Annotated in this window: 17 protein-coding genes; 7 read left to right on the forward strand and 10 right to left on the reverse strand. The window is 60.3% G+C overall.

Annotated features, from left to right (window positions below; all coding sequences use genetic code 11):
• Positions 1-130: 130 nt before the first annotated feature.
• The 3 genes from C3Y91_RS25655 to C3Y91_RS25665 are packed head-to-tail and all read right to left on the reverse strand — an operon-like array spanning position 131 to position 2,580.
• Positions 131-601 (reverse strand): cyclophilin-like fold protein, encoded by a 471-nt coding sequence (locus C3Y91_RS25655; RefSeq protein WP_018069638.1) that lies wholly within the window; start codon positions 599-601, stop codon positions 131-133.
• A gap of 13 nt (positions 602-614) precedes the next feature.
• A complete protein-coding gene (locus C3Y91_RS25660) occupies positions 615-1,361 on the reverse strand; it encodes an SDR family oxidoreductase (protein ID WP_018069639.1) in 747 nt (248 codons plus the stop codon).
• Between the two features lie 31 nt (positions 1,362-1,392).
• A complete protein-coding gene (locus C3Y91_RS25665; protein WP_130676390.1) occupies positions 1,393-2,580 on the reverse strand; it encodes an MFS transporter in 1,188 nt (395 codons plus the stop codon).
• 94 nt (positions 2,581-2,674) lie between these two features.
• Between C3Y91_RS25665 and C3Y91_RS25670 the strand changes: the two genes are divergently transcribed.
• Positions 2,675-3,571 carry a LysR family transcriptional regulator gene (locus C3Y91_RS25670; RefSeq protein WP_130761192.1) on the forward strand — a complete coding sequence of 299 codons (897 nt, stop codon included), beginning with the start codon at positions 2,675-2,677 and terminating at the stop codon, positions 3,569-3,571.
• Positions 3,572-3,654: 83 nt separating this feature from the next.
• Here the strand turns inward: C3Y91_RS25670 and C3Y91_RS25675 are convergent, their stop codons facing one another.
• Both C3Y91_RS25675 and C3Y91_RS25680 read right to left on the reverse strand, forming a co-directional pair.
• The gene (locus C3Y91_RS25675; protein WP_130690072.1) at positions 3,655-4,401 is read right to left on the reverse strand and encodes an SDR family NAD(P)-dependent oxidoreductase; all 747 of its coding nucleotides are present in this window, start codon (positions 4,399-4,401) and stop codon (positions 3,655-3,657) included.
• A gap of 40 nt (positions 4,402-4,441) precedes the next feature.
• Complete coding sequence (locus tag C3Y91_RS25680; protein ID WP_027687947.1) at positions 4,442-4,834, reverse strand: DoxX family protein; 393 nt, start codon at positions 4,832-4,834, stop codon at positions 4,442-4,444.
• 148 nt (positions 4,835-4,982) lie between these two features.
• On the opposite strand from C3Y91_RS25680, the gene C3Y91_RS25685 reads away from it, so the two are divergent.
• Entirely contained in the window at positions 4,983-5,363 is a 381-nt protein-coding gene (locus C3Y91_RS25685) for a winged helix-turn-helix transcriptional regulator (protein WP_130663132.1), read from the forward strand.
• A gap of 175 nt (positions 5,364-5,538) precedes the next feature.
• On the opposite strand, the gene C3Y91_RS25690 is transcribed toward C3Y91_RS25685, so the two are convergent.
• Positions 5,539-6,033: an Lrp/AsnC family transcriptional regulator gene (locus tag C3Y91_RS25690; RefSeq protein ID WP_018480227.1), complete on the reverse strand. Its 495-nt coding sequence runs from the start codon at positions 6,031-6,033 to the stop codon at positions 5,539-5,541.
• 151 nt (positions 6,034-6,184) lie between these two features.
• On the opposite strand from C3Y91_RS25690, the gene C3Y91_RS25695 reads away from it, so the two are divergent.
• Complete coding sequence (locus C3Y91_RS25695; RefSeq protein WP_130690073.1) at positions 6,185-6,391, forward strand: hypothetical protein; 207 nt, start codon at positions 6,185-6,187, stop codon at positions 6,389-6,391.
• A 28-nt stretch (positions 6,392-6,419) separates the two neighbouring features.
• A complete protein-coding gene (putA, locus tag C3Y91_RS25700; RefSeq protein ID WP_168575994.1) occupies positions 6,420-10,127 on the forward strand; it encodes a trifunctional transcriptional regulator/proline dehydrogenase/L-glutamate gamma-semialdehyde dehydrogenase in 3,708 nt (1,235 codons plus the stop codon).
• Between the two features lie 281 nt (positions 10,128-10,408).
• On the opposite strand, the gene C3Y91_RS25705 is transcribed toward putA, so the two are convergent.
• The 4 genes from C3Y91_RS25705 to C3Y91_RS25720 form a co-directional block, all read right to left on the reverse strand.
• Entirely contained in the window at positions 10,409-11,608 is a 1,200-nt protein-coding gene (locus C3Y91_RS25705; protein ID WP_024322987.1) for a mandelate racemase/muconate lactonizing enzyme family protein, read from the reverse strand.
• A 16-nt stretch (positions 11,609-11,624) separates the two neighbouring features.
• Positions 11,625-12,986: a mandelate racemase/muconate lactonizing enzyme family protein gene (locus C3Y91_RS25710; protein ID WP_130698664.1), complete on the reverse strand. Its 1,362-nt coding sequence runs from the start codon at positions 12,984-12,986 to the stop codon at positions 11,625-11,627.
• Between the two features lie 69 nt (positions 12,987-13,055).
• Complete coding sequence (locus C3Y91_RS25715) at positions 13,056-14,222, reverse strand: mandelate racemase/muconate lactonizing enzyme family protein (RefSeq protein ID WP_018069650.1); 1,167 nt, start codon at positions 14,220-14,222, stop codon at positions 13,056-13,058.
• 53 nt (positions 14,223-14,275) lie between these two features.
• Positions 14,276-14,986 (reverse strand): GntR family transcriptional regulator, encoded by a 711-nt coding sequence (locus tag C3Y91_RS25720; protein ID WP_024322990.1) that lies wholly within the window; start codon positions 14,984-14,986, stop codon positions 14,276-14,278.
• A gap of 207 nt (positions 14,987-15,193) precedes the next feature.
• On the opposite strand from C3Y91_RS25720, the gene C3Y91_RS25725 reads away from it, so the two are divergent.
• The 3 genes from C3Y91_RS25725 to C3Y91_RS25735 all read left to right on the forward strand — a co-directional run bounded on the left by C3Y91_RS25725 (position 15,194) and on the right by C3Y91_RS25735 (position 18,592).
• Positions 15,194-16,672, forward strand: coding sequence for an ABC transporter substrate-binding protein (locus C3Y91_RS25725; RefSeq protein ID WP_168575995.1), 1,479 nt, complete (start codon positions 15,194-15,196; stop codon positions 16,670-16,672).
• Between the two features lie 73 nt (positions 16,673-16,745).
• A complete protein-coding gene (locus tag C3Y91_RS25730; protein ID WP_017967551.1) occupies positions 16,746-17,705 on the forward strand; it encodes a carbohydrate ABC transporter permease in 960 nt (319 codons plus the stop codon).
• Positions 17,702-18,592 (forward strand): carbohydrate ABC transporter permease, encoded by an 891-nt coding sequence (locus tag C3Y91_RS25735; RefSeq protein ID WP_018069653.1) that lies wholly within the window; start codon positions 17,702-17,704, stop codon positions 18,590-18,592. The genes C3Y91_RS25730 and C3Y91_RS25735 overlap by 4 nt, the downstream gene beginning before the upstream one ends.
• Positions 18,593-18,598 lie beyond the last annotated feature (6 nt).

Consider the following 18,598-nt stretch of genomic DNA (forward strand, 5'->3'; position numbering starts at 1 on the left):
GGAGGCGCCCCGTCGAGCGCCTCTGCTGGCTTAAGCCGGCCGCGGCTTTCTGGTTCTGGAAGTATCGTCTATGGGGTTCTTTCATGCTTGGGCGGAAGACGAATTGCTATCTCCCGCCATAAAGCCCTTGTTATATGCGTTCTATGCGGACCGGATACTCGCCGCGCAGCAGCAACGGCTCGAAGCCATTGTCGAAGCGGCCGAGCCGGATTAGCCCGTCCCAGCGATAATCCGCGTAGAACAAGGCCAGGTTACCCCACGGTTTGAAGTAGCAAAGGTCGCCCGGCTGCTCGTTTCCGAAAGCACCGCTGCCTTCTTCTGTCAGCTTGCGCGGCAGATGGACGATCTTTTCGTTCCTGCCGTAGTCCTCGATCTTGAGGTTCAAGGGCAGCATGGAAGCGAGATCGCGCGCCGTCGGATTGTCGGAGAGCGTCGCGGTCAGGGTTAGATTGTTGAAGCCTATCCTGATCCTGACGTCTGTCGCCTCGGGATCCGCCGAGCCACGCTCGTCCTGCCCTTGCGCCACAAGAGGTAGAGCGGCGGCCGCCAAGGTTCCGCCCAGCACCGCGCGACGGCTCATGAACTTGGATGTCATCGACATAGCGCGCCTCGCGTCAGACAGGTTGAGCCGTGGGCCGGAACAGGATTTCGTTGATGTCGACATCGTCTGGTTCGTTCACCGCGAAGGCGACCGTTCGGGCGAACGTGTCCGCGCTGATCGCGATTTTACTGACGAACTCCTTGGTGCCCGCCTGGATGTCCTTTTCGCTGATGTGTTCGAGGAGTTCGGTGCTCACTGCGCCGGGTGAAATGATCGTGGTGCGGATGTTGTATGGCTTCACTTCCTTCCGCAGCCCCTCCGAGAGGGCGCGCACGGCGAATTTCGTCGCGCAATAGACGGCGGCACCCGGATCGACCACATGACCATAGACGGAGGACACGTTGATGATGTGCCCCGACTTCTGCGCTGTCATGTGGGGAAGCGCTGCTGCGATGCCGTAGAGCACCCCTTTGATGTTCACGTCGATCATGCGATCCCACTCGTCAACTTTGAGCCGTTCGAGCGGCGCAAGTGGCATCAGGCCGGCATTGTTCAGCATCACGTCGATGCGACCGAACGCGTTGACGGCCGTGTCGACGAGCGTCTTGACTTGATGTTGGTCCGTGACATCGGTTTGGACTGCCGTGGCCTTATAGCCCTTGGCGGACAGCTCCTCAGCGAGCTTAGCGATGCGGTCGCTACGCCGTGCGCCGAGGACGACGGAAGCGCCGCGCTCGGCGAGGTGACGGGCGGTGGCTTCGCCAAGCCCGCTGCTTGCCCCGGTGATGACGACCACTTTGTTTTCGATTCCTTGGGACATGATGATCTCCTGTTGTGAGGTTTCTGAAGGTTCAGGAACGGCGACCGGCGAGTGCGGCGAGGACAGCCGAACCGGCGAGAAGGCAGGCGGCCAGAAGGAAGGGGCTCCACCATCCCGCGGTGTCGAACAGCATGCCGCCAGCGAAAGCACCGCCTGCAATGGCGAGTTGGATCAGCGCCACCTGCAGTCCACCTGCCGCTTCCAATTCACCGGGAACGATAGCGGCCATCCAGGTGTTCCAGGCGACCGGAAGCGGGGTTGAGAAAAATCCCCACATGACGAGCAGGGATGCCGTAACCGCCGCGAACGGCCCGAGAGCGATCAGCAGCAGGGCAAGGACCGCAAGAGCAGCCGGCAGTCCTGCTAGAACGAGCAGGAGATGGCGCCGGGCGACGAAGCCAATGACGGAGGTTCCAGCCAGTCCGCCGACACCAAGGCCGAGAAGCACCATGGACAGAACATTCAATTGCAGTCCTGTGACGCCTTCGAGGAACGGGCGAAGATAAATGGACAGCGCGTTCTGGCCGATGAAGGCGAGAGCGGTCGCCGCCATTCCGATCGCGAATGTGCGATTACGCAGCAGCCCTAATATTCTGGCCACCGAGACGGTTGACGTCGCCGGCATCCTCGGCAGGACGACCAGTTGCCAGACGAGCGCTGCAATTCCGATCGGCACCGTGATGAAGAAGGTTCCGCGCCATCCGATCAACCCGCCAAGAAAACTGCCGAGCGGCGCGGCAAGGACGAGGGCGAATGCGGTGCCACCTTGAAGAAGCGCAATGGCCTTGGGCAGGTCACGGCCCGAGGCCAGGCGTGCCAGAATAGCCGTCGACAGCGACCAGAAGCCGCCGATCGAAACGCCGACCAGGGACCGCCCGACGAGAAAGACAGGGAAGTTGGGTGCGAGGGCAACCGCCAAGCTCGATGCAACAAGAACCGCCGTATAGAACAAGACGACAGACTTCCGGTCGATCCTCGCCAAGAAGGCATTGCCGAAAAGGCTGGTGATAACCGCGAAGACTCCCGACACGGTGATCGCCAATCCGGCTTGCCCCTCTGACACTATGAGGTCTCTGGCGATCGGGGTCAGAAGGCTCACAGGGAGAAATTCCAAACCCACCAGAAGGAAAGTGAGAAGCGAGAGACAGGTCACAGCAGACCATGAGGTCGCCGTGTCGTCCGTCAGTGGGATCTCATTCAATGTCAATTCGACGGTCATACATGTTCTCCTGTCCGTTGCCAGATAGATAGCCGGACTGGTTTTGCGCGACTAGAAGCTATAATCTGAACGTCGTGATGAAGGAGATTCAACAATGCGGCGCGACGAGTTCACGGAAATGCGTGCGTTTCTGGAGGTGGCTCAGGAGCGGAGTTTCACCCGCGCTGCATCAAAGTTGGGAGTCACGCGCTCGGCGCTGAGCCATACGATCAGCGCGCTCGAAGCCCGGCTCGGCGTCCGGCTTCTCTCCCGCACGACGCGTGACGTGGCTCCCACGGCTGCCGGTGCCCGGCTCATGGAAACTATCCAGCCGCATTTCGAGAGCATCGCCGCCGGGATCAGTGCCCTCGGCGCGCTGCGCGACAAACCTTCGGGCACAGTCCGCCTCGTATGTCCCGATGATGCCGTGGAGCTGGTCTTCCGTTCGAGGCTGCCGGCATTTCTACGGGATTACCCCGATATCGCGGTGGAACTCATCATCGACAACGGTTTCACAAATATCGTGGAGCGCCAATTCGATGCCGGCGTGCGGCTCGGCGAAGCGATTGCGCGCGACATGGTGGCCGTTCGCATTGGACCCGATATCTCTTACGCCGTGGTCGGATCACCCGAATATTTTGCGGCCCGCACTGTGCCTTCGACCCCGCATGACTTGACGGACCACAATTGCGTCAACCTGCGTCTTCCGACGTCAGGCGCTCTCTATGCCTGGGAGTTTGAAAAGGATGGCCGCGAGTTCAGCGTTCGTGTGGAAGGCCAGCTCGTGATGAGCAACATAGGGCCGGCGATCAATGCCGCTCTCGATGGCGCGGGGCTGTCTTATGTGCCGAGAGACCTCGTCCGGCAATATTGTGACAGCGGTCAACTGAACGAAGTGCTCGCGGATTGGGCGCCAACATTCCAAGGGTATCATCTCTACTACCCCAGCCGGCGCCATCCATCCCCTGCTTTCTCCGCCTTCGTCGAAGCCTTTCGCTACCGGCATCGGTAACCAACACTCATGTCGGGAGGCTCTGCCGGACAACGGGGCGCAACACGCTGCGCCCCTTGCTCATCCACGGTTGCCGAAGGCTGTTACCGTGCGCTGTCGATGATTGCGCCGCCATCTGGGGTAAGGCTGTATCCCGTAATGAATTGGGAATCCTTGCTGGCCAGGAACAGCACCACCGGGGCAATGTCGTCTTCCGGCGAGCCGAAACGAGCGAGGGCGTTCGTTGGGGGAGGAACATCCTTTTCCGCGGCACCCCAGGTGTCCGCGATCGGCAGAACGTTGTTCACGGTGATGTTGTCGGCACCCCATTCGCGTGCGGCCGTGCGAGTCAGCGCGCGCACCGCCTCCTTGGCCATGTTGTACGGACCGTAACCAGCCAACCCCACGGTGCCAGCCATCGAACCGAAATTGATGATCCGCCCTTCTCCACCTTCTCTAAGGTGAGGATAACAAGCCTGCATGAAGCGTAGATATGCGATCGGCCCGGTGTCGAAGTTCCGTTGCAGTTGCTCGAGCGAAAGGTCGATGACCGAAGACAAGACCGCAGAACCATCGAAAGCATTGTTCACGAGAATGTCGATGCGGCCATATGTAGCGACAACCGTGTCCACCGCGGCCGTGATCTGATCGGCTTCACCGACGTCGCAGACGACGCCGAGCGCGTTGCCGCCCGCTTCGACGATATCCGCGACAACGCGATCGACGCCTTCGGATGTCCGAGAAAGAATTGCGACCTTCGCGCCTTCGGCCGCAAACAGCTTTGCGGTGGCGCGGCCAATGCCGCGGCTTGCGCCGGTGATAACGGCAACTTTTCCATTGAGTCGACCCATGTGTATCTCCATTTGATAAGGCTTGGGAATCTTCGAGGCGTCAGAGGGCGGCGGCCTTGATGTAAGGGGAAGGGAGGTCGCGGGCGTCGTTCTGCGTCATGAACGAGGTGATCAGCAGCGCCAGGCCGATCGCCGCTGGCAGAGCGCCGACAGGTTTTCGAACGCCGATATGCGCGAGACCCGATAGCAGCAGGTGAAAGAAGATGCCGGCATAGGCGAGATCGCTGAGCGGCACGCTGACGCGCGAAAGGATCGCGACCGGGCCGAGGACCTTAACAATGATCATGAACGGAACGAGGGCGTTCGCGCTGTATCCGAGTTCCGTCAGCGCCTTACGAACCCACTGTTTCTTTGTGGCATACATGTAGGCTGAAGCGAGGTAGAGCACGGATAGAAGTGCCGTGCTGATCCAGTATCCGTAAAATTCAAGCATAGGTTCATCCCTGTCGCTGCCCACGCAGCAACATTCCTCTCGTCGAGTCTGTCGGTTTCTATGTGAGAGGCGCTCCTTTTACTGCGCCCCTGTGAAAATGTCGTCTAAGGTCTATTTTTGCAAGTAGGATGAATTACTTGCAGCTAGTATGGAAAACCAGACTATGGCCGATGGCGAAATCAATATGCATGAGGAGATGCGTCGCGCATTCGCGCTCCTCTCCGGCAAATGGAAGCTGGAAATCATGTGGCTGCTCCATCAGCGGGTCCACCGGTTTGGCGAACTGAGAAAGGCTATTCCCGGCATCACCCAACACATGCTGACGGTGCAACTCCGCGAGCTCGAAGCAGACGGTCTCGTGTCCCGCACCATCTTTGCGGAGATTCCTCCGCGCGTCGAATATGAGATCACGAAAAAAGCGCGGGGCCTCGGCCCCACCATGGAAGCCTTGACGGCATGGTGGAATGAGTACGGCAAGAGTGTGCCGGTGAAACCGAGCGCACGCGGTCGGAAAGCGAGAGATGGCTGAACTGCCTGGGAGCGATTGCTACCCTTGCCGCAACCGCTTTGGCGCGATAGCCGACGACAATGAATATATCGCAGTTCGTCCGGCGGCAAATTGGACGGATTATGCGCAGCTCGGTCGGCGCGCATTTTGGATTCTGCGGCAACTCACCGGCAGGTGGTCATCCCAAGGATCACATTCACGAAAAACTCGAACCGGACTTGTCCCAGCCTTCCTTGACCGTTTCCATCGCGACGTTCGTCGATGTGCTGGCAACATGGGGCAGTGTCGAGATGCGCTCGCCGAGGACGCGACGGTAGCGGCCGATATCGCGGGTGCGGATCTTTAAGAGATAGTCGAACCTGCCTGCAATCATATGGCACTCTTCGACTTCCCCGATCTTCTTGATGGCATCGTTGAAGCTTTTCAGCGCATGCTCGCGGGTATCGGAGAGTTTCACTTCGACGAAAGCAATGTGGTCGAGCTGCATTTTCGACGGATTGAGGATGGCCTTAAAGCCTTCGATGTATCCTTCACTGATCAGCCTTTTGAAGCGGATCTGGCATGGCGTCTTCGACAATCCGACACGCGTAGCCAGATCGGTGATCGACAGCCTTCCGTCCTCGGCGAGTGCGGCGAGGATTTTTCTGTCGAACTGGTCCAATTCACTAAAGATGTCAGTTTCTGTGGCCATTTGAACTCTCGATGACGCATTAATAAGTTCATACGGCCTAGAAACTGTAAAAATCAAGTGAGATCGCGATTTGTGGCTGTGATAGATTAGGTGCCGGGCGAAAGAGCGCTGTGATCGGTATCGGCGCCGACTTCAAAACGGGGGATCATACATGCATGACAACGAAGCGGATGATGACCAAAAACCCGACCTGCTCGTTCACTACCGGCCGGTGGCAATAAGGGCTGTGGCGGCGGCGCTCACCTTCAAGCGCGACAGACCAGATGCGCGCTCGCTGCACGAGACGGAATATTCCGGCCCCGCTTTCACGGATGATGAGCATTGGGACGATGAGCCCGCTGTTCCATTTATCCGCTAGACCAAACATCGATTGAATAGGGACTTCCATGTTGAACGCAGCGACCCCCTCCACGCCCTCCCAAGATGCCGTCGACGGCGCGCCGTTCTCCGGCTTTGCCCCACCGATCCGACCGCAATCCCAACTTCGCCAGGCCATCACGGCAGCCTATCGCCGGCCGGAAACCGAATGCCTGCCGCCTCTTGTGGCAGCAGCGCGCGTCTCCGAGGCAAAACGCTATGATATCCGCAGCACGGCCCGCAGCCTGATCGAAGCGTTGCGCGCCAAGCACAAGGGGACCGGAGTCGAAGGGCTGGTGCAGGAATATTCGCTCTCCAGCCAGGAAGGCGTGGCGCTCATGTGCCTCGCCGAAGCGCTGCTGCGCATTCCCGACACCGAAACCCGGGACGCGCTAATCCGCGACAAGATCGCCGAGGGCAACTGGACCTCTCACATCGGCGGTGGAAAATCCATGTTCGTCAACGCCGCAACCTGGGGTCTCGTCGTCACCGGCAAGCTGACTTCGACGGTCAACGACCGAAGCCTGTCGGCAGCGCTGACGCGGCTGATCGCGCGCGCCGGCGAGCCGGTCATCCGTCGCGGCGTCGATATGGCGATGCGCATGATGGGCGAGCAGTTCGTCACCGGCGAAACGATCGCGGAGGCGCTGAAGCGCGCCCGGCCACTGGAAGCACGCGGCTTCCGCTATTCCTACGACATGCTGGGCGAGGCCGCGACGACGGGCGCCGATGCCGAGCGTTATTACCGGGATTACGAAAAGGCGATCCACGCCATCGGCAAGGCGTCGGACGGGCGCGGCATCTATGACGGCCCGGGCATATCGATCAAGCTCTCGGCCCTGCATCCCCGTTACATGAGGTCGCAGGCCGGCCGGGTGATGAGCGAGCTGCTGCCGAAAGTCAAGGCGCTGGCCGTTCTCGCCAAGACCTATGATATCGGCCTCAATATCGACGCCGAGGAGGCCGATCGGCTGGAGCTTTCGCTTGATCTCCTCGAGGAGCTTTGCTTTGCACAGGAGCTGACTGGATGGAGTGGGCTTGGCTTCGTCGTGCAGGCCTATGGCAAGCGCTGCCCCTTCGTCCTCGACTACATCATCGATCTGGCACGTCGTTCCGGGCGCCGGATCATGGTCCGTCTCGTCAAGGGCGCCTATTGGGATGCGGAGATCAAGCGCGCCCAGCTGGACGGGCTCGACGACTATCCGGTCTATACTCGCAAGATCTACACCGATGTCGCCTACGTCGCCTGCGCGCGCAAGCTGCTCGATGCTCCGGATGCGGTCTTCCCGCAATTTGCCACCCATAATGCGCAGACGCTCGCCACGATCTATCGTCTGGCGGGTCCTGACTTCACCGTCGGCAAATACGAGTTCCAATGCCTGCATGGCATGGGCGAACCGCTCTACGACGAGGTCGTCGGGAAGGAAAAGCTGGACCGGCCCTGCCGCATCTATGCGCCTGTGGGAACCCATGAGACGCTGCTCGCCTATCTGGTTCGACGCCTTCTGGAAAATGGCGCCAATTCCTCCTTCGTGCACCGCATCTCCGATCCGAATGTCTCGGTCGAGGCGCTGATCGCCGATCCCGCCGAAATCGTCGCGGCCATGCCTGTCGTTGGCACGCCCCACGTGCAGATCGCCTCGCCAAAGGCTCTTTACGGCAACGCCCGGGCCAATTCCGATGGTCTCGATCTCTCGAACGAGGCCACCCTTTCGGATTTGGCTGAGGCGCTCACTTCTACGGCTGCTGCCCCGTGGCATGCGCTTCCCCTCCTTGCCGACGGCTCTACCGATGGGGTGACACGCGATGTTCTCAATCCTGCCGATCACCGGGATGTCGTCGGCACGGTGACCGAAGTGAAGGTCGAGGAGGCAGCGCGCATCGTCCGCATGGCTGCGGAGCACGCGCCGCAATGGGCCGCAGTGCCGCCGGCCGAGCGTGCCGCCTGCCTGGAGCGGGCCGCCGATATCATGCAGGCCCGCATCAAGGTGCTGATGGGCATCGTCATGCGCGAGGCCGGCAAATCTGCCGCTAATGCCGTCGGTGAAGTGCGTGAGGCGATCGACTTCCTGCGCTACTATGCCGAACAGGCCCGCAAGACCCTCGGCCCCTCGCATGCGCCCCTCGGTCCGGTCGTCTGCATCAGCCCGTGGAATTTCCCGCTGGCGATTTTCACCGGACAGGTCGCCGCAGCGTTGGTGGCCGGCAATCCCGTGCTTGCGAAACCGGCCGGCGTCACGCCGATCATCGCTTCGGAGAGTGTGAAGATCCTTCACGAGGCGGGCGTGCCGGTCGGTGCCTTGCAGTTCGTGCCCGGCAGCGGCCGCCTCGGCGCCGGCATGGTCGGGGCTCCGGAAACGGCAGGCGTCATGTTTACCGGGTCGACCGAAGTTGCCCGCATGATCCAGGCGCAGCTGGCGGAACGGCTGTCAGCAGGCGGCAAGCCGATTCCGCTGATTGCCGAAACCGGTGGCCAGAACGGCATGATCGTCGACTCCTCGGCATTGGCCGAGCAGGTGGTGGCCGACGTCATTGCGTCTGCCTTCGACAGCGCCGGTCAGCGCTGCTCGGCGCTCCGGGTTCTCTGCCTTCAGGACGATGTCGCCGACAGGACCCTCAATATGCTGAAGGGCGCCTTCCGCGAGCTGACGATCGGCCGGACCGATCGGCTGAGCATCGATGTCGGCCCAGTCATCAACGACAGCGCAAAGACGGAGATCGACCAGCATATCGAGCATATGCGCGGCTTGGGCCGCAAGGTGGATCAGCTGCCGTTGCCCGAAAGTGCGGCGGCGGGAACGTTCGTTCCGCCGACGATCATCGAAATCAAGTCGCTGTCGGACCTGACGAGGGAGGTCTTCGGACCGGTTCTGCATGTCATCCGCTTCAAGAGAAACGGACTCGACCGTCTGATCGACGACATCAACGCATCGGGTTATGGTCTCACATTCGGGCTTCACACCCGGCTTGATGAAACGATCGCGCATGTGACCAGCCGGATCAAGGCCGGAAACCTCTACGTCAACCGGAACATCATCGGCGCCGTCGTCGGCGTGCAGCCATTCGGCGGCCGCGGCCTGTCGGGAACGGGTCCGAAGGCCGGCGGTCCGCTCTATATCGGCCGGCTGGTGCAGCGTGCGCCCGTGCCGCCGCAGCAGGACTCCGTTCATACGGACCTCGCCCTTCGTGACTACATCGTCTGGCTCGACAAGAAGGGCTTGTCGGGCGAGGGGGAAGTGGCGCGTGGATATGCAAGCCGCTCGGCACTCGGGCTCGAACGTGAACTCACCGGTCCGGTCGGGGAGCTCAATCTCTACGCGCTCCATCCCCGCGGTCGTATTCTCCTCGTGCCGCAGACGGAGGGCGGGCTTCACCGCCAGATCGCCGCAGCCCTATCGACCGGCAACCATATCGTCGTGGACGCGGGCTCCCTATCGAAATCAGTCCTGGCCGACCTTCCGACGGCTGTCGCCGGCCGGATTTCCTGGACATCGGATTGGGAAAAGGACGGACCGTTCTCCGGTGCCCTCGTCGAAGGAGATCGCGACAGGGTTCTTGCCGTCAATCAGAAGATCGCTCACCTGCCCGGTCCGCTTCTACTGGTCCAGGCCGCGACGACCGAGGAATTGGCGAGCGATCCCGAAGCCTATTGCCTCAATTGGTTGCTGGAGGAAGTGTCGACGTCGATCAACACCGCGGCTGCCGGCGGCAATGCAAGCCTGATGGCCATCGGCTGAGTGACAAGACGAGGGCGCAGAAAATGCGCCCTCGGCCGCATATTGCATGCGCCGATGAAACTCGAGACGGAAAAGAGGCCTCTTCCGGGATTCAATCTCGATACGTCGGCCTATAAGGGCGTCGGGCGGCTGCGATTCCGTCGCGACACGGGCCTGCGGAGGCCGCGAGGAGCCCGATCTCCCTTCCCATTCCGGCGGGGCTTACTGAGCGCTGCATGAACCGAAGCGTGTCATCCCAGTCATTTGCGTAGACGATTCACCTCATGCAGGTGGAGGGAGGTTCAGTCGAAGAAGCCCGCATCCTCTTCCCTGAGATATCTCCTGGCCGCTTCGGCGTCGATATCGAGGCCCAGCCCCGGAGCTTCCAGTAGGTCCACCATGCTGTCCTTCACGATCTGCGGTGGCAAGCCGATTACCAGATCCTCCCACCAGGGGTCGGAGGCGCTCGGATATTCGAACGCGACGTAATTTGCAGGCAATGTGGCGCAGACATTGATCAACGCGCCGAGCCCCAGCAGGCCGTTAGCGGTGCCGTGCGGTGCCATCAGGATCGAGTGCATGTAGGCGTGCTCGGCGACCCATTTGAGCTCGGCAATGCCGCCAATATCGGCTGGATCGGGGCCGATGACGCGCACCGCCTGCGTCTCGATCAGTTCCTTGAAATTGTGTCGCAGGTAGATCTGCTCACCAGTGTGGATTGGCGTCGAGGTGGAGGTTGTCAGTTCCCGATAGGCCTGCGGATTGACCCACGGCACGTAGTCGCCAGTCAGCATGTCCTCGAGCCACATCAAATTGTACTTCTCGACCGCGCGAGCGAACTTGATCGCATCGGGCAGCATCCAGCCCGGGCCGCAGTCGAGCGCCAGGCTGACTTTGTCGCCCAGCACTTCCTTCATCGCGATCACGCAGTCGAGCATGTGATTGAAACCGCGCTCGCTGATCATGCCCTGATCCATGGCGCCGTGATAGCCGGCCTTCTTCTGCGTCACGCCGTAGTGGAAGTCCTCGATGGTGTCCTTCATGTTGGAGTGGAACGAGATTCCTTGCTTGACCATGAAGAAGTTCTGCGGCTGCTCCATCATCCATTTGACGTCAGCGGCGTAGTCCTCCGGCCGGTCGCCCGTGCGTTTCTGGCGAATCGAGCCATTGTAGACGCGCACCTTGTCGCGCACCTTGCCGCCGAGCAGTTTATAGACGGGCACGCCCGCGGCCTTGCCGGCAATATCCCACAGCGCATGCTCGATAGCGCTTACCGCCGCGCCGTACGGCTTGAAAGAGCCGCGTTGGCGGATCTTCAGCATGACTCTCTCGACGTCGGTCGGGTCCTCGCCGATCAGCGCCTCGCGGAAATGCAGCACAAAGGGCTTGAGGTAGGACTTGGTGAATTCGACTTCACCCAAGCCATGGAGGCCCTCGTCCGTCACGATGCGGACGATTGGGTGTTTGCCGATAACGGCACAGCGGAGGTCGGTGATCTTCATCTTCGTTCCTTTTGCCTCAGCTCCAGGTGCGATCCCAGGAATACTCATCGTCCCAGCGATCCGTGGGCTGCCAGATGCCGGTGACACCCGGCTGCAGATGCTGCGAGATCATCTCGTCGACGACATCGTCAATCCCCAGGCCCGGCTTGTCTGGAACAGTGATAAAGCCGTCCTTCACCAGTGGCTTGGGAAGGCCGGTGACGATATCGTCCCACCAGTCGACATCGACAGAGTGGTATTCGAGCGCCATGAAGTTTTCAGTCGCGGTCGCGACATGTGCCGCGGCCATGGCGGCGATTGGACTTTCTGCCATGTGGATGGCCATGGCGACACCATGGTCCTGCGCCATATCTCCGATCTTTTTGGTCTCGAGGATGCCGCCGCTGGTGAGCAGGTCTGGGTGGATAACGGAGAGGCCGCCGCTCTTGAGCAGAGGCTCGAAGCCCTCCTTGAGGTATATGTCCTCGCCGGTGCAGATCGGCACCGTAGTGGCGTCCTGCAGTTGTCGGTACTGCTCAGTGTACTGCCATGGGATTACATCCTCGAGCCAGGCTGGCACGTATTTTTCAATTCTCCTGGCAAGGCGAATGCCGTTCTGCACCGAGATGTGGCCGATGTGGTCGATGGCGAGCGGAATATCCATGCCGATGACCTCACGAACCTCGGCAATGTATTGCTCAAGGAAGTCGAGGCCCTTGTCGGAAAAGTGGAGGCCGGTAAACGGGTGCGGGACATTATGCAAATCGTACGCAGCGTTGCGGACGCGCCGCTCTTCAATGGTCTTCAGCGGGCCTCGGCCGGGGTGGTCGCGGTACCCTTCAAGTGAGCCGGCAGGAGACACGACCGCACCGGGCACATCCGCGATCTGCATCAGCCCCAGATCCATCTTGAGAAAGGTGAACCCAAGCTCCATGCGTTGCTTGAGGCGCCTGCCGGTCTCGGTGCCGCTCGGCACGGTGGCGTCGGTGTCGCAGTAGACGCGCACTTTCTCCCGAAACCGGCCGCCGAGCATCTGGTAGATGGGGACGCCATAGGCCTTGCCGGCAAGATCCCACAACGCGATTTCAACCGCCGATACGCCGCCGCCTTGCCGGCCGTGCCCGCCGAACTGCTTGATCCGGCGAAACAGGCGGTCGATGTCGCAAGGGTTCTCGCCAAGCAGCCGGCTCTTCAGCATCAGCGCGTAGGTGGCGCTGGCGCCGTCGCGCACCTCGCCAAGCCCGACGATGCCCTGGTTGGTGTAAATCTTGAGCAGCACCGAGGTGAACGGCGCGCCGACAATTTCGGCTACCCGCATGTCGGTGATGCGAAGGTCGGACGGCTTGGAATGCGTGTTCACCCGATTGAGCGCCTCGTCGGCTCCATCTGCCTCTGGCATGATTTATCCTCGTTCTGGTCGGCGGGGCTCGTCGCCGCGCACCGCTGCGGCGGCGTAGTGCGTTGCTAGCTAGTCCAGCTCTATCTCGTGGCTTTGAAGGTAGTCGCGGTTCATTTCAACGCCGAGACCAGGCTTGGGCGTAAGCTTGAGGCTGCCGTTCGAAACATCGAGTGGTCTGTCGATGAGGTGATCGTATTTGCCCAGGTTCCACTCTGACGTTTCAAGTTTGTAGAAATTAGGAACGGTCATCATCACCTGCGCTCCCGCAACCACGTTGATCGGCCCTGCGGCGTCATGCGGCGAGACCGGGATGTAGTAGGCTTCGCATAGGGCAGAAATCTTCTTGAGTTCGGTAATGCCGCCGGTCCAGGTGACATCAGGCATGATGTAGTCGGCGAGCCTGTTTTCGAGCACCGGCACGAAATCCCACTTCGTGTGGCCGCGCTCGCCCCATGAGATAGCGGCGCTGACCTTCTCACGGACCTGTCTGAGAGCGTTGAGGCTCTCCGGTGGACAAGGCTCCTCGAACCAGTCGATCTGACCAGCTTCCTCGAGGCTCCGACAAAGGCGAATGGCGGTGGGAACGTCGAACCGGCCATGCGCATCGATGAGAATGTCGACATCAGAGCCCGCCGTTTCGCGGATCAGAGCCGTGAGTTCGGCGGCTTCGCGCTCATCCTTGCGGGTCATGCTGCCATCGAGGTAGCCGTCCCGCTGTTCGCGAGGCTGTCCATCGGCGGTGCGGCCCTGGTGGGGGAAAGGATCGAACTTGAGCGCAGTGTGGCCGGACTCGACGATGTCTCGAATTTCCCGGACTACAGCCTCTTTGCTGGTGAACTTGGCCTGGTTGGGATGGGTGTAGAGCGCGATTTCATCGCGGACCGGTCCGCCCAATAGCTCGTAAATCGGCTGACCAAGAACTTTGCCTCGGATGTCCCAAAGGGCGATGTCGATGGCGCTTACGCATTCGACGGCGGCGCCGCGACTGCCCATGTAGGTGAAGCTGCGGAATATCTTGTGCCACAGATACTCGATACGCGCCGGGTCCTCGCCTGTTACAGCGGCACCGATCTGCCGCAGGATCGTGCAGAGGGCGCGATTGGCGAGCCTTGTCGTGGTGGTGATCTCTCCCCAGCCGCTCACCCCCTCGTCGGTCGTCACCTCAACGAACAGATACTCTCCCCAATAAGAAGCATCGGATCTGATTAGCCACGGCCGGACGCTGGTGATTTTCATCTCAACTGCCTTTACTGAAATGGTCGGGATAACGATATTCCAGGCTATGTATTCTATCCTGCCCGAGCGGCGTTACGCGCGCGCATGTGTTCGAGGATGTGCCGGCCGGAGCCCTCGACATGGCGTGCAATGAGTTCGGCTGCCTCGTTCGCATTTCCCGCTTTTACATGCGCGATGAGCTCGCGATGCTCGCTAAGGATCGCGGCACGCCGGGCGAGCGTGAAGTTGAAACGCCGGCTCACGGCTCGAAGCACTTCGCGATGCTTCCACCAAAGCTCGGCGGCATGGCGGTTGTAGTGCTTTTGGTACATTACGGTGTGAAAGGCGGTGTCCAGCTCGCTGTGCCTGAACGTGTCGGCGAAGTCGTTGTCTTCGATCAGGCCTTGGATGCGTTCGAGTTCAGCAATGTCCTCGACGGTGGCCATATTCACGAACCATCGCGTCAGTGCCGGCTCGATCAAGACTCCTATCTCGTAGATGTCCCGAACAAAATCCTGATCTATGGGCCGCACGCGCGCGCCGCGGTTGGGAACGAGGGTGACAAAGCCTTCCCCGCGCAACAGTTGCAGAGCCTCGCGCACGGGGTTGGTTGAGGTGCCGTGGCGCCGGGCGAGGTCGGTGACCACAAGCCGCTCGTTGGCAGCCAGCCGCCCTTCGATGATGTCTTCCCTGATCAGTTGATAAAGCGAGGCGCCCTCGCTGGAGGCCCCGATAGCGTCGATCCCTTCGGGTGGCATTGCTTTAAAATCGCTTGTTCCGGCCAAGACGGTCCCCAATCAATACACATATTGCTCGGATATCATGCGAAGCTTCCATAAACAATGTACGATTTCTTTGATTGACAGACAATCTTCAATCTGAAAACGTATGATTAGGTCGAAGGGATACATTAGGTGGAAAGTCCCGCGGCCGGGGAGCAAAGACCGCTCGCCTCGACGCAGAGCGGCATGGGAGAACCTGGAGGATACCTTATGACGAGGATTTCACTCGGCCGTGCGGTACTGCGCGGCACTGTCTGCACTGCTTTGATGGTATCGTTGATGTCCGCGTCCGCGCTGGGTGCGCCGGTCGACTTGAGCAAGTGGTCGCCGCAATATGTGCGCTCCATTGCCGGCACAGAGGATTTTGACACGGCCGCCGATTGCGCCAAGGTCACCCCGCTCGACTACAAGGGGCGACTGACGTTCTGGTATCAGGGCGTCTTCGAGGGCGACCCCGACCTCCTGCGCCAGTATTACAAGGAGTTCTTCGAGACCTTCCGCAAAACCTATCCAAACATCCAGCTTGAGGAACAAGCCCTCACCTATAACGACCTGCTGGACAAGTTCCGGACCGCGCTCCTTGGCAATGCAGCGCCCATGGCGGTCCGCCTGCAAATCCTGGGCGGCACCGAGTTCGCCTCAAAGGGCTATTTGCAGCCGCTCAAACCCGAGGATGTAGGGTATTCGACCGAGGATTTCTGGCCCGGCGCAATGAAGGCTGTAACCTGGGACGGGGTGACCTACGGCATTCCAACCAACAACGAGACGATGGCGTTCATCTGGAACGCCGACATCTTCAAACGTGCAGGCCTCGATCCGGACAAGGCTCCGGCAACCTGGGACGACGTCGTCAAGGATTCCCAGCAGATCCACGACAAGCTCGGCATTGCCGGTTACGGCCTCGTAGCTCGCAAGAATGCCGGCAATACGCCGTATCGCTTCATGCCGCAGCTGTGGGCCTATGGCGGCGGCGTCTTCGACGAAGCTACCGCCAACCCGACCTATAAGAAGGTCGAGCTGAACAGCCCGCAGAGCAAGGCGGCGCTGCAAGCCTCGTACGATATGTATGTTCGCGACAAGTCGGTTCCGGTTTCGGCGCTCACCAACCAGCAGGCCGACAACCAGCCCCTCTTCCTCGCTGGCCAGCTCGGCATGATGATCTCGCACCCGTCCGACTACAACGTCATGCTCGACCTGCAGAAAAAGGCGACGGGTACCGACAAGGACAAGGCGCAGACCGTCATCGACAACATGCGCTACGGTCTGATTCCGACTGGCCCCGACGGCAAGCGTGCCGTCGTGTTTGGCGGTTCCAACATTCACATCCTGAAGCCCGAATATGTCGAGGGCGGCAAGGTAGACGAGCCGGCTGCAAAGGCTATCATCTGCATGTGGACGAGCCCTGAATGGTCGCTGAAGATGGCCTATGCCGGCTCGAACCCGGGAAACCTTAACGGCTTCAAGACCAAATGGATGAAGGAACGCCTGGAAAAAATCAAGTTCCTTGATGTCACGACTTCGATGCTGCCATACGGTATCCCGTTCCCGGCGCTGCCACAGTCGCCCGAGATCATGAACATCATCGTCCCGGACATGCTGCAGAATGCCCTGACCGGAGCCATGACGGTCGACCAAGCAGCGGATGACGCAGCCAAGAAGGTGAAAGACCTGATGGACGGCGGACTCTAGTCCAAGCCTGACGATCTGACCGGCTGCGCCTCGATTGCAGCCGGTTTGTTCCCAAGAATAAGGGCAGGGCACAGTGACGATCTTGACTGGCAAGGCCGAGGCTCGCCGAAGACTGCAACCCGACGGGTCCAGCGTGCTGCGAAAAATTTGGGAGCATCGCGCTGACTACGCGTACGTGCTTCCTGCGATCGCTGTGATGCTCATCGTCATAGCCTATCCGATCTATTATACGATCGAGCTGTCGTTCTTCAATACGCCGCCGGGCCTGCAGCTCCGGGACAAGACTTTCATCGGCCTCGGCAACTACACCGCCATCCTCACAAGTCCGGTGTTCTGGACGGTCACCTCGAACACTCTTATCTGGACACTGGGATCCACTTTCATCTCATTTGTCCTGGGGTTTGCCAGCGCCCTGGCGCTCCATCGCGACTTTGTCGGCCGTGGCATCCTGCGCGCCGTCCTGATCATTCCCTGGGTTATCAGCGCGGTCGCCGCGTCCTATATCTGGAAGTGGATCTACCATTCGGACTTTGGGATTATCGGCGCGGTGCTGGTCGGCCTCGGATTGGCCGACAGGCCGCCGAATTTCATCGACAGCGTCAGCACAGTGCTGCCCTCCCTGATCGTCGTCAATATCTGGCGGGAGTTTCCGTTTGCCATGATCATGATGATGGCTGGCCTGCAGACGGTTCCCGATCAGTTGCTGCGCGCCGCAAAAGTTGACGGAGCCAATGCATGGCAGCGGTTCTGGCACGTCACCTTCCCGCACTTGAGAAACGTCTCGACGGTGACGATCCTCCTGCTGGCAGTGGCCAACTTCAATTCATTCATCATCCCTTGGATCATGACCGGCGGCGGGCCGTCGAACGCATCACATATCTGGATCACCCACATCTATGAGCTCGCCTTCGGCCGCCAGCGCTGGGGGGTAGCATCGGCCTATTCGGTGCTGCTGTTCCTGATCCTGATGTCGCTCGGCTACTTCTACGTCCGTGCGCTAAGCGGTAACGAGCGGAAGGATGGGAGCGCATGAGCACGATTGCCGAGACTGCTCCTCGAGGCAAGGCCCGTCGCCGTATACGCATCGACGGATGGCGGTGGGGCGGACGCATCTTCCTCGTGTTCATGCTGCTTTACACCGCGTTGCCGATGATCTGGATGCTGATCACCTCGATCAAGTCCGGCTTCGCGGCCATGCAATTCCCGCCGCAATGGTGGCCTGACCAACCCACCCTTGCCAGCTACCAGAAGCTGCTCGATCCGCAAAACAGCGTTGGCCAGGACTTCCTCCGCTTCTTCTGGAACAGCCTTTTCGTCTCCACCGCCACGACCATCCTTTCGGTCATCGTGGCAGTTCCTGCGGCCTACGCTTTTTCGCGCTTCACCTTCCCGGGCCGAAACTTTCTGTTCTTCGCCGTCTTGCTTCGCAACATGTTCCCGGCCGTGATCTTTCTCGTGCCGCTCTTCATCCTGATGCGCGCGATCGGGCTGGTGAACACGCATGCGTCGCTCATCCTCACCTACCTCACATTCGGCCTGCCGCTGGCGATCTGGCTCCTCAAGGGCTTCTACGACAACATCCCGGTGCAACTCGAGCAGGCGGCGCGCATCGACGGAGCGACGCGGTTCCAGGCCTTTGTCCTGATCGTGATGCCGCTCTCGGCGCCAGGAATCATCGCCACGGCGATCTATGCCTTCATCGGCGCGTGGAACGAGTACATCTACGCCTACACCTTCCTCTCCAAGAACGACCAGTTGACACTGCCGGTCGGCATCCAGCGCTTTTTCTCGGAAAATACGACGGACTTTCCGGGCCTGATGGCGGCCAGCTTTATGATGAGCGTGCCCGTCGTGGTCCTGTTCCTCGTCCTGCAACGATACTTCGTACGCGCCCTTACAGAAGGCGCAGTCAAGCACTAGAGGAGT

It is taken from the genome of Rhizobium ruizarguesonis, from assembly GCF_012349115.1.
Lineage (GTDB): Bacteria > Pseudomonadota > Alphaproteobacteria > Rhizobiales > Rhizobiaceae > Rhizobium > Rhizobium ruizarguesonis.

Coding starts and splice junctions, on each gene's coding strand:
- C3Y91_RS25690 (WP_018480227.1), bottom strand. CDS start 6,033: ATGGCCACAGAAACTGACATCTTTAGTGAATTGGACCAGTTCGACAGA.
- C3Y91_RS25660 (WP_018069639.1), bottom strand. CDS start 1,361: ATGTCCCAAGGAATCGAAAACAAAGTGGTCGTCATCACCGGGGCAAGC.
- C3Y91_RS25705 (WP_024322987.1), bottom strand. CDS start 11,608: ATGAAGATCACCGACCTCCGCTGTGCCGTTATCGGCAAACACCCAATC.
- C3Y91_RS25665 (WP_130676390.1), bottom strand. CDS start 2,580: ATGACCGTCGAATTGACATTGAATGAGATCCCACTGACGGACGACACG.
- C3Y91_RS25655 (WP_018069638.1), bottom strand. CDS start 601: ATGTCGATGACATCCAAGTTCATGAGCCGTCGCGCGGTGCTGGGCGGA.
- putA (WP_168575994.1), top strand. CDS start 6,420: ATGTTGAACGCAGCGACCCCCTCCACGCCCTCCCAAGATGCCGTCGAC.
- C3Y91_RS25725 (WP_168575995.1), top strand. CDS start 15,194: ATGACGAGGATTTCACTCGGCCGTGCGGTACTGCGCGGCACTGTCTGC.
- C3Y91_RS25695 (WP_130690073.1), top strand. CDS start 6,185: ATGCATGACAACGAAGCGGATGATGACCAAAAACCCGACCTGCTCGTT.
- C3Y91_RS25735 (WP_018069653.1), top strand. CDS start 17,702: ATGAGCACGATTGCCGAGACTGCTCCTCGAGGCAAGGCCCGTCGCCGT.
- C3Y91_RS25685 (WP_130663132.1), top strand. CDS start 4,983: ATGGAAAACCAGACTATGGCCGATGGCGAAATCAATATGCATGAGGAG.
- C3Y91_RS25670 (WP_130761192.1), top strand. CDS start 2,675: ATGCGGCGCGACGAGTTCACGGAAATGCGTGCGTTTCTGGAGGTGGCT.
- C3Y91_RS25675 (WP_130690072.1), bottom strand. CDS start 4,401: ATGGGTCGACTCAATGGAAAAGTTGCCGTTATCACCGGCGCAAGCCGC.
- C3Y91_RS25715 (WP_018069650.1), bottom strand. CDS start 14,222: ATGAAAATCACCAGCGTCCGGCCGTGGCTAATCAGATCCGATGCTTCT.
- C3Y91_RS25710 (WP_130698664.1), bottom strand. CDS start 12,986: ATGCCAGAGGCAGATGGAGCCGACGAGGCGCTCAATCGGGTGAACACG.
- C3Y91_RS25680 (WP_027687947.1), bottom strand. CDS start 4,834: ATGCTTGAATTTTACGGATACTGGATCAGCACGGCACTTCTATCCGTG.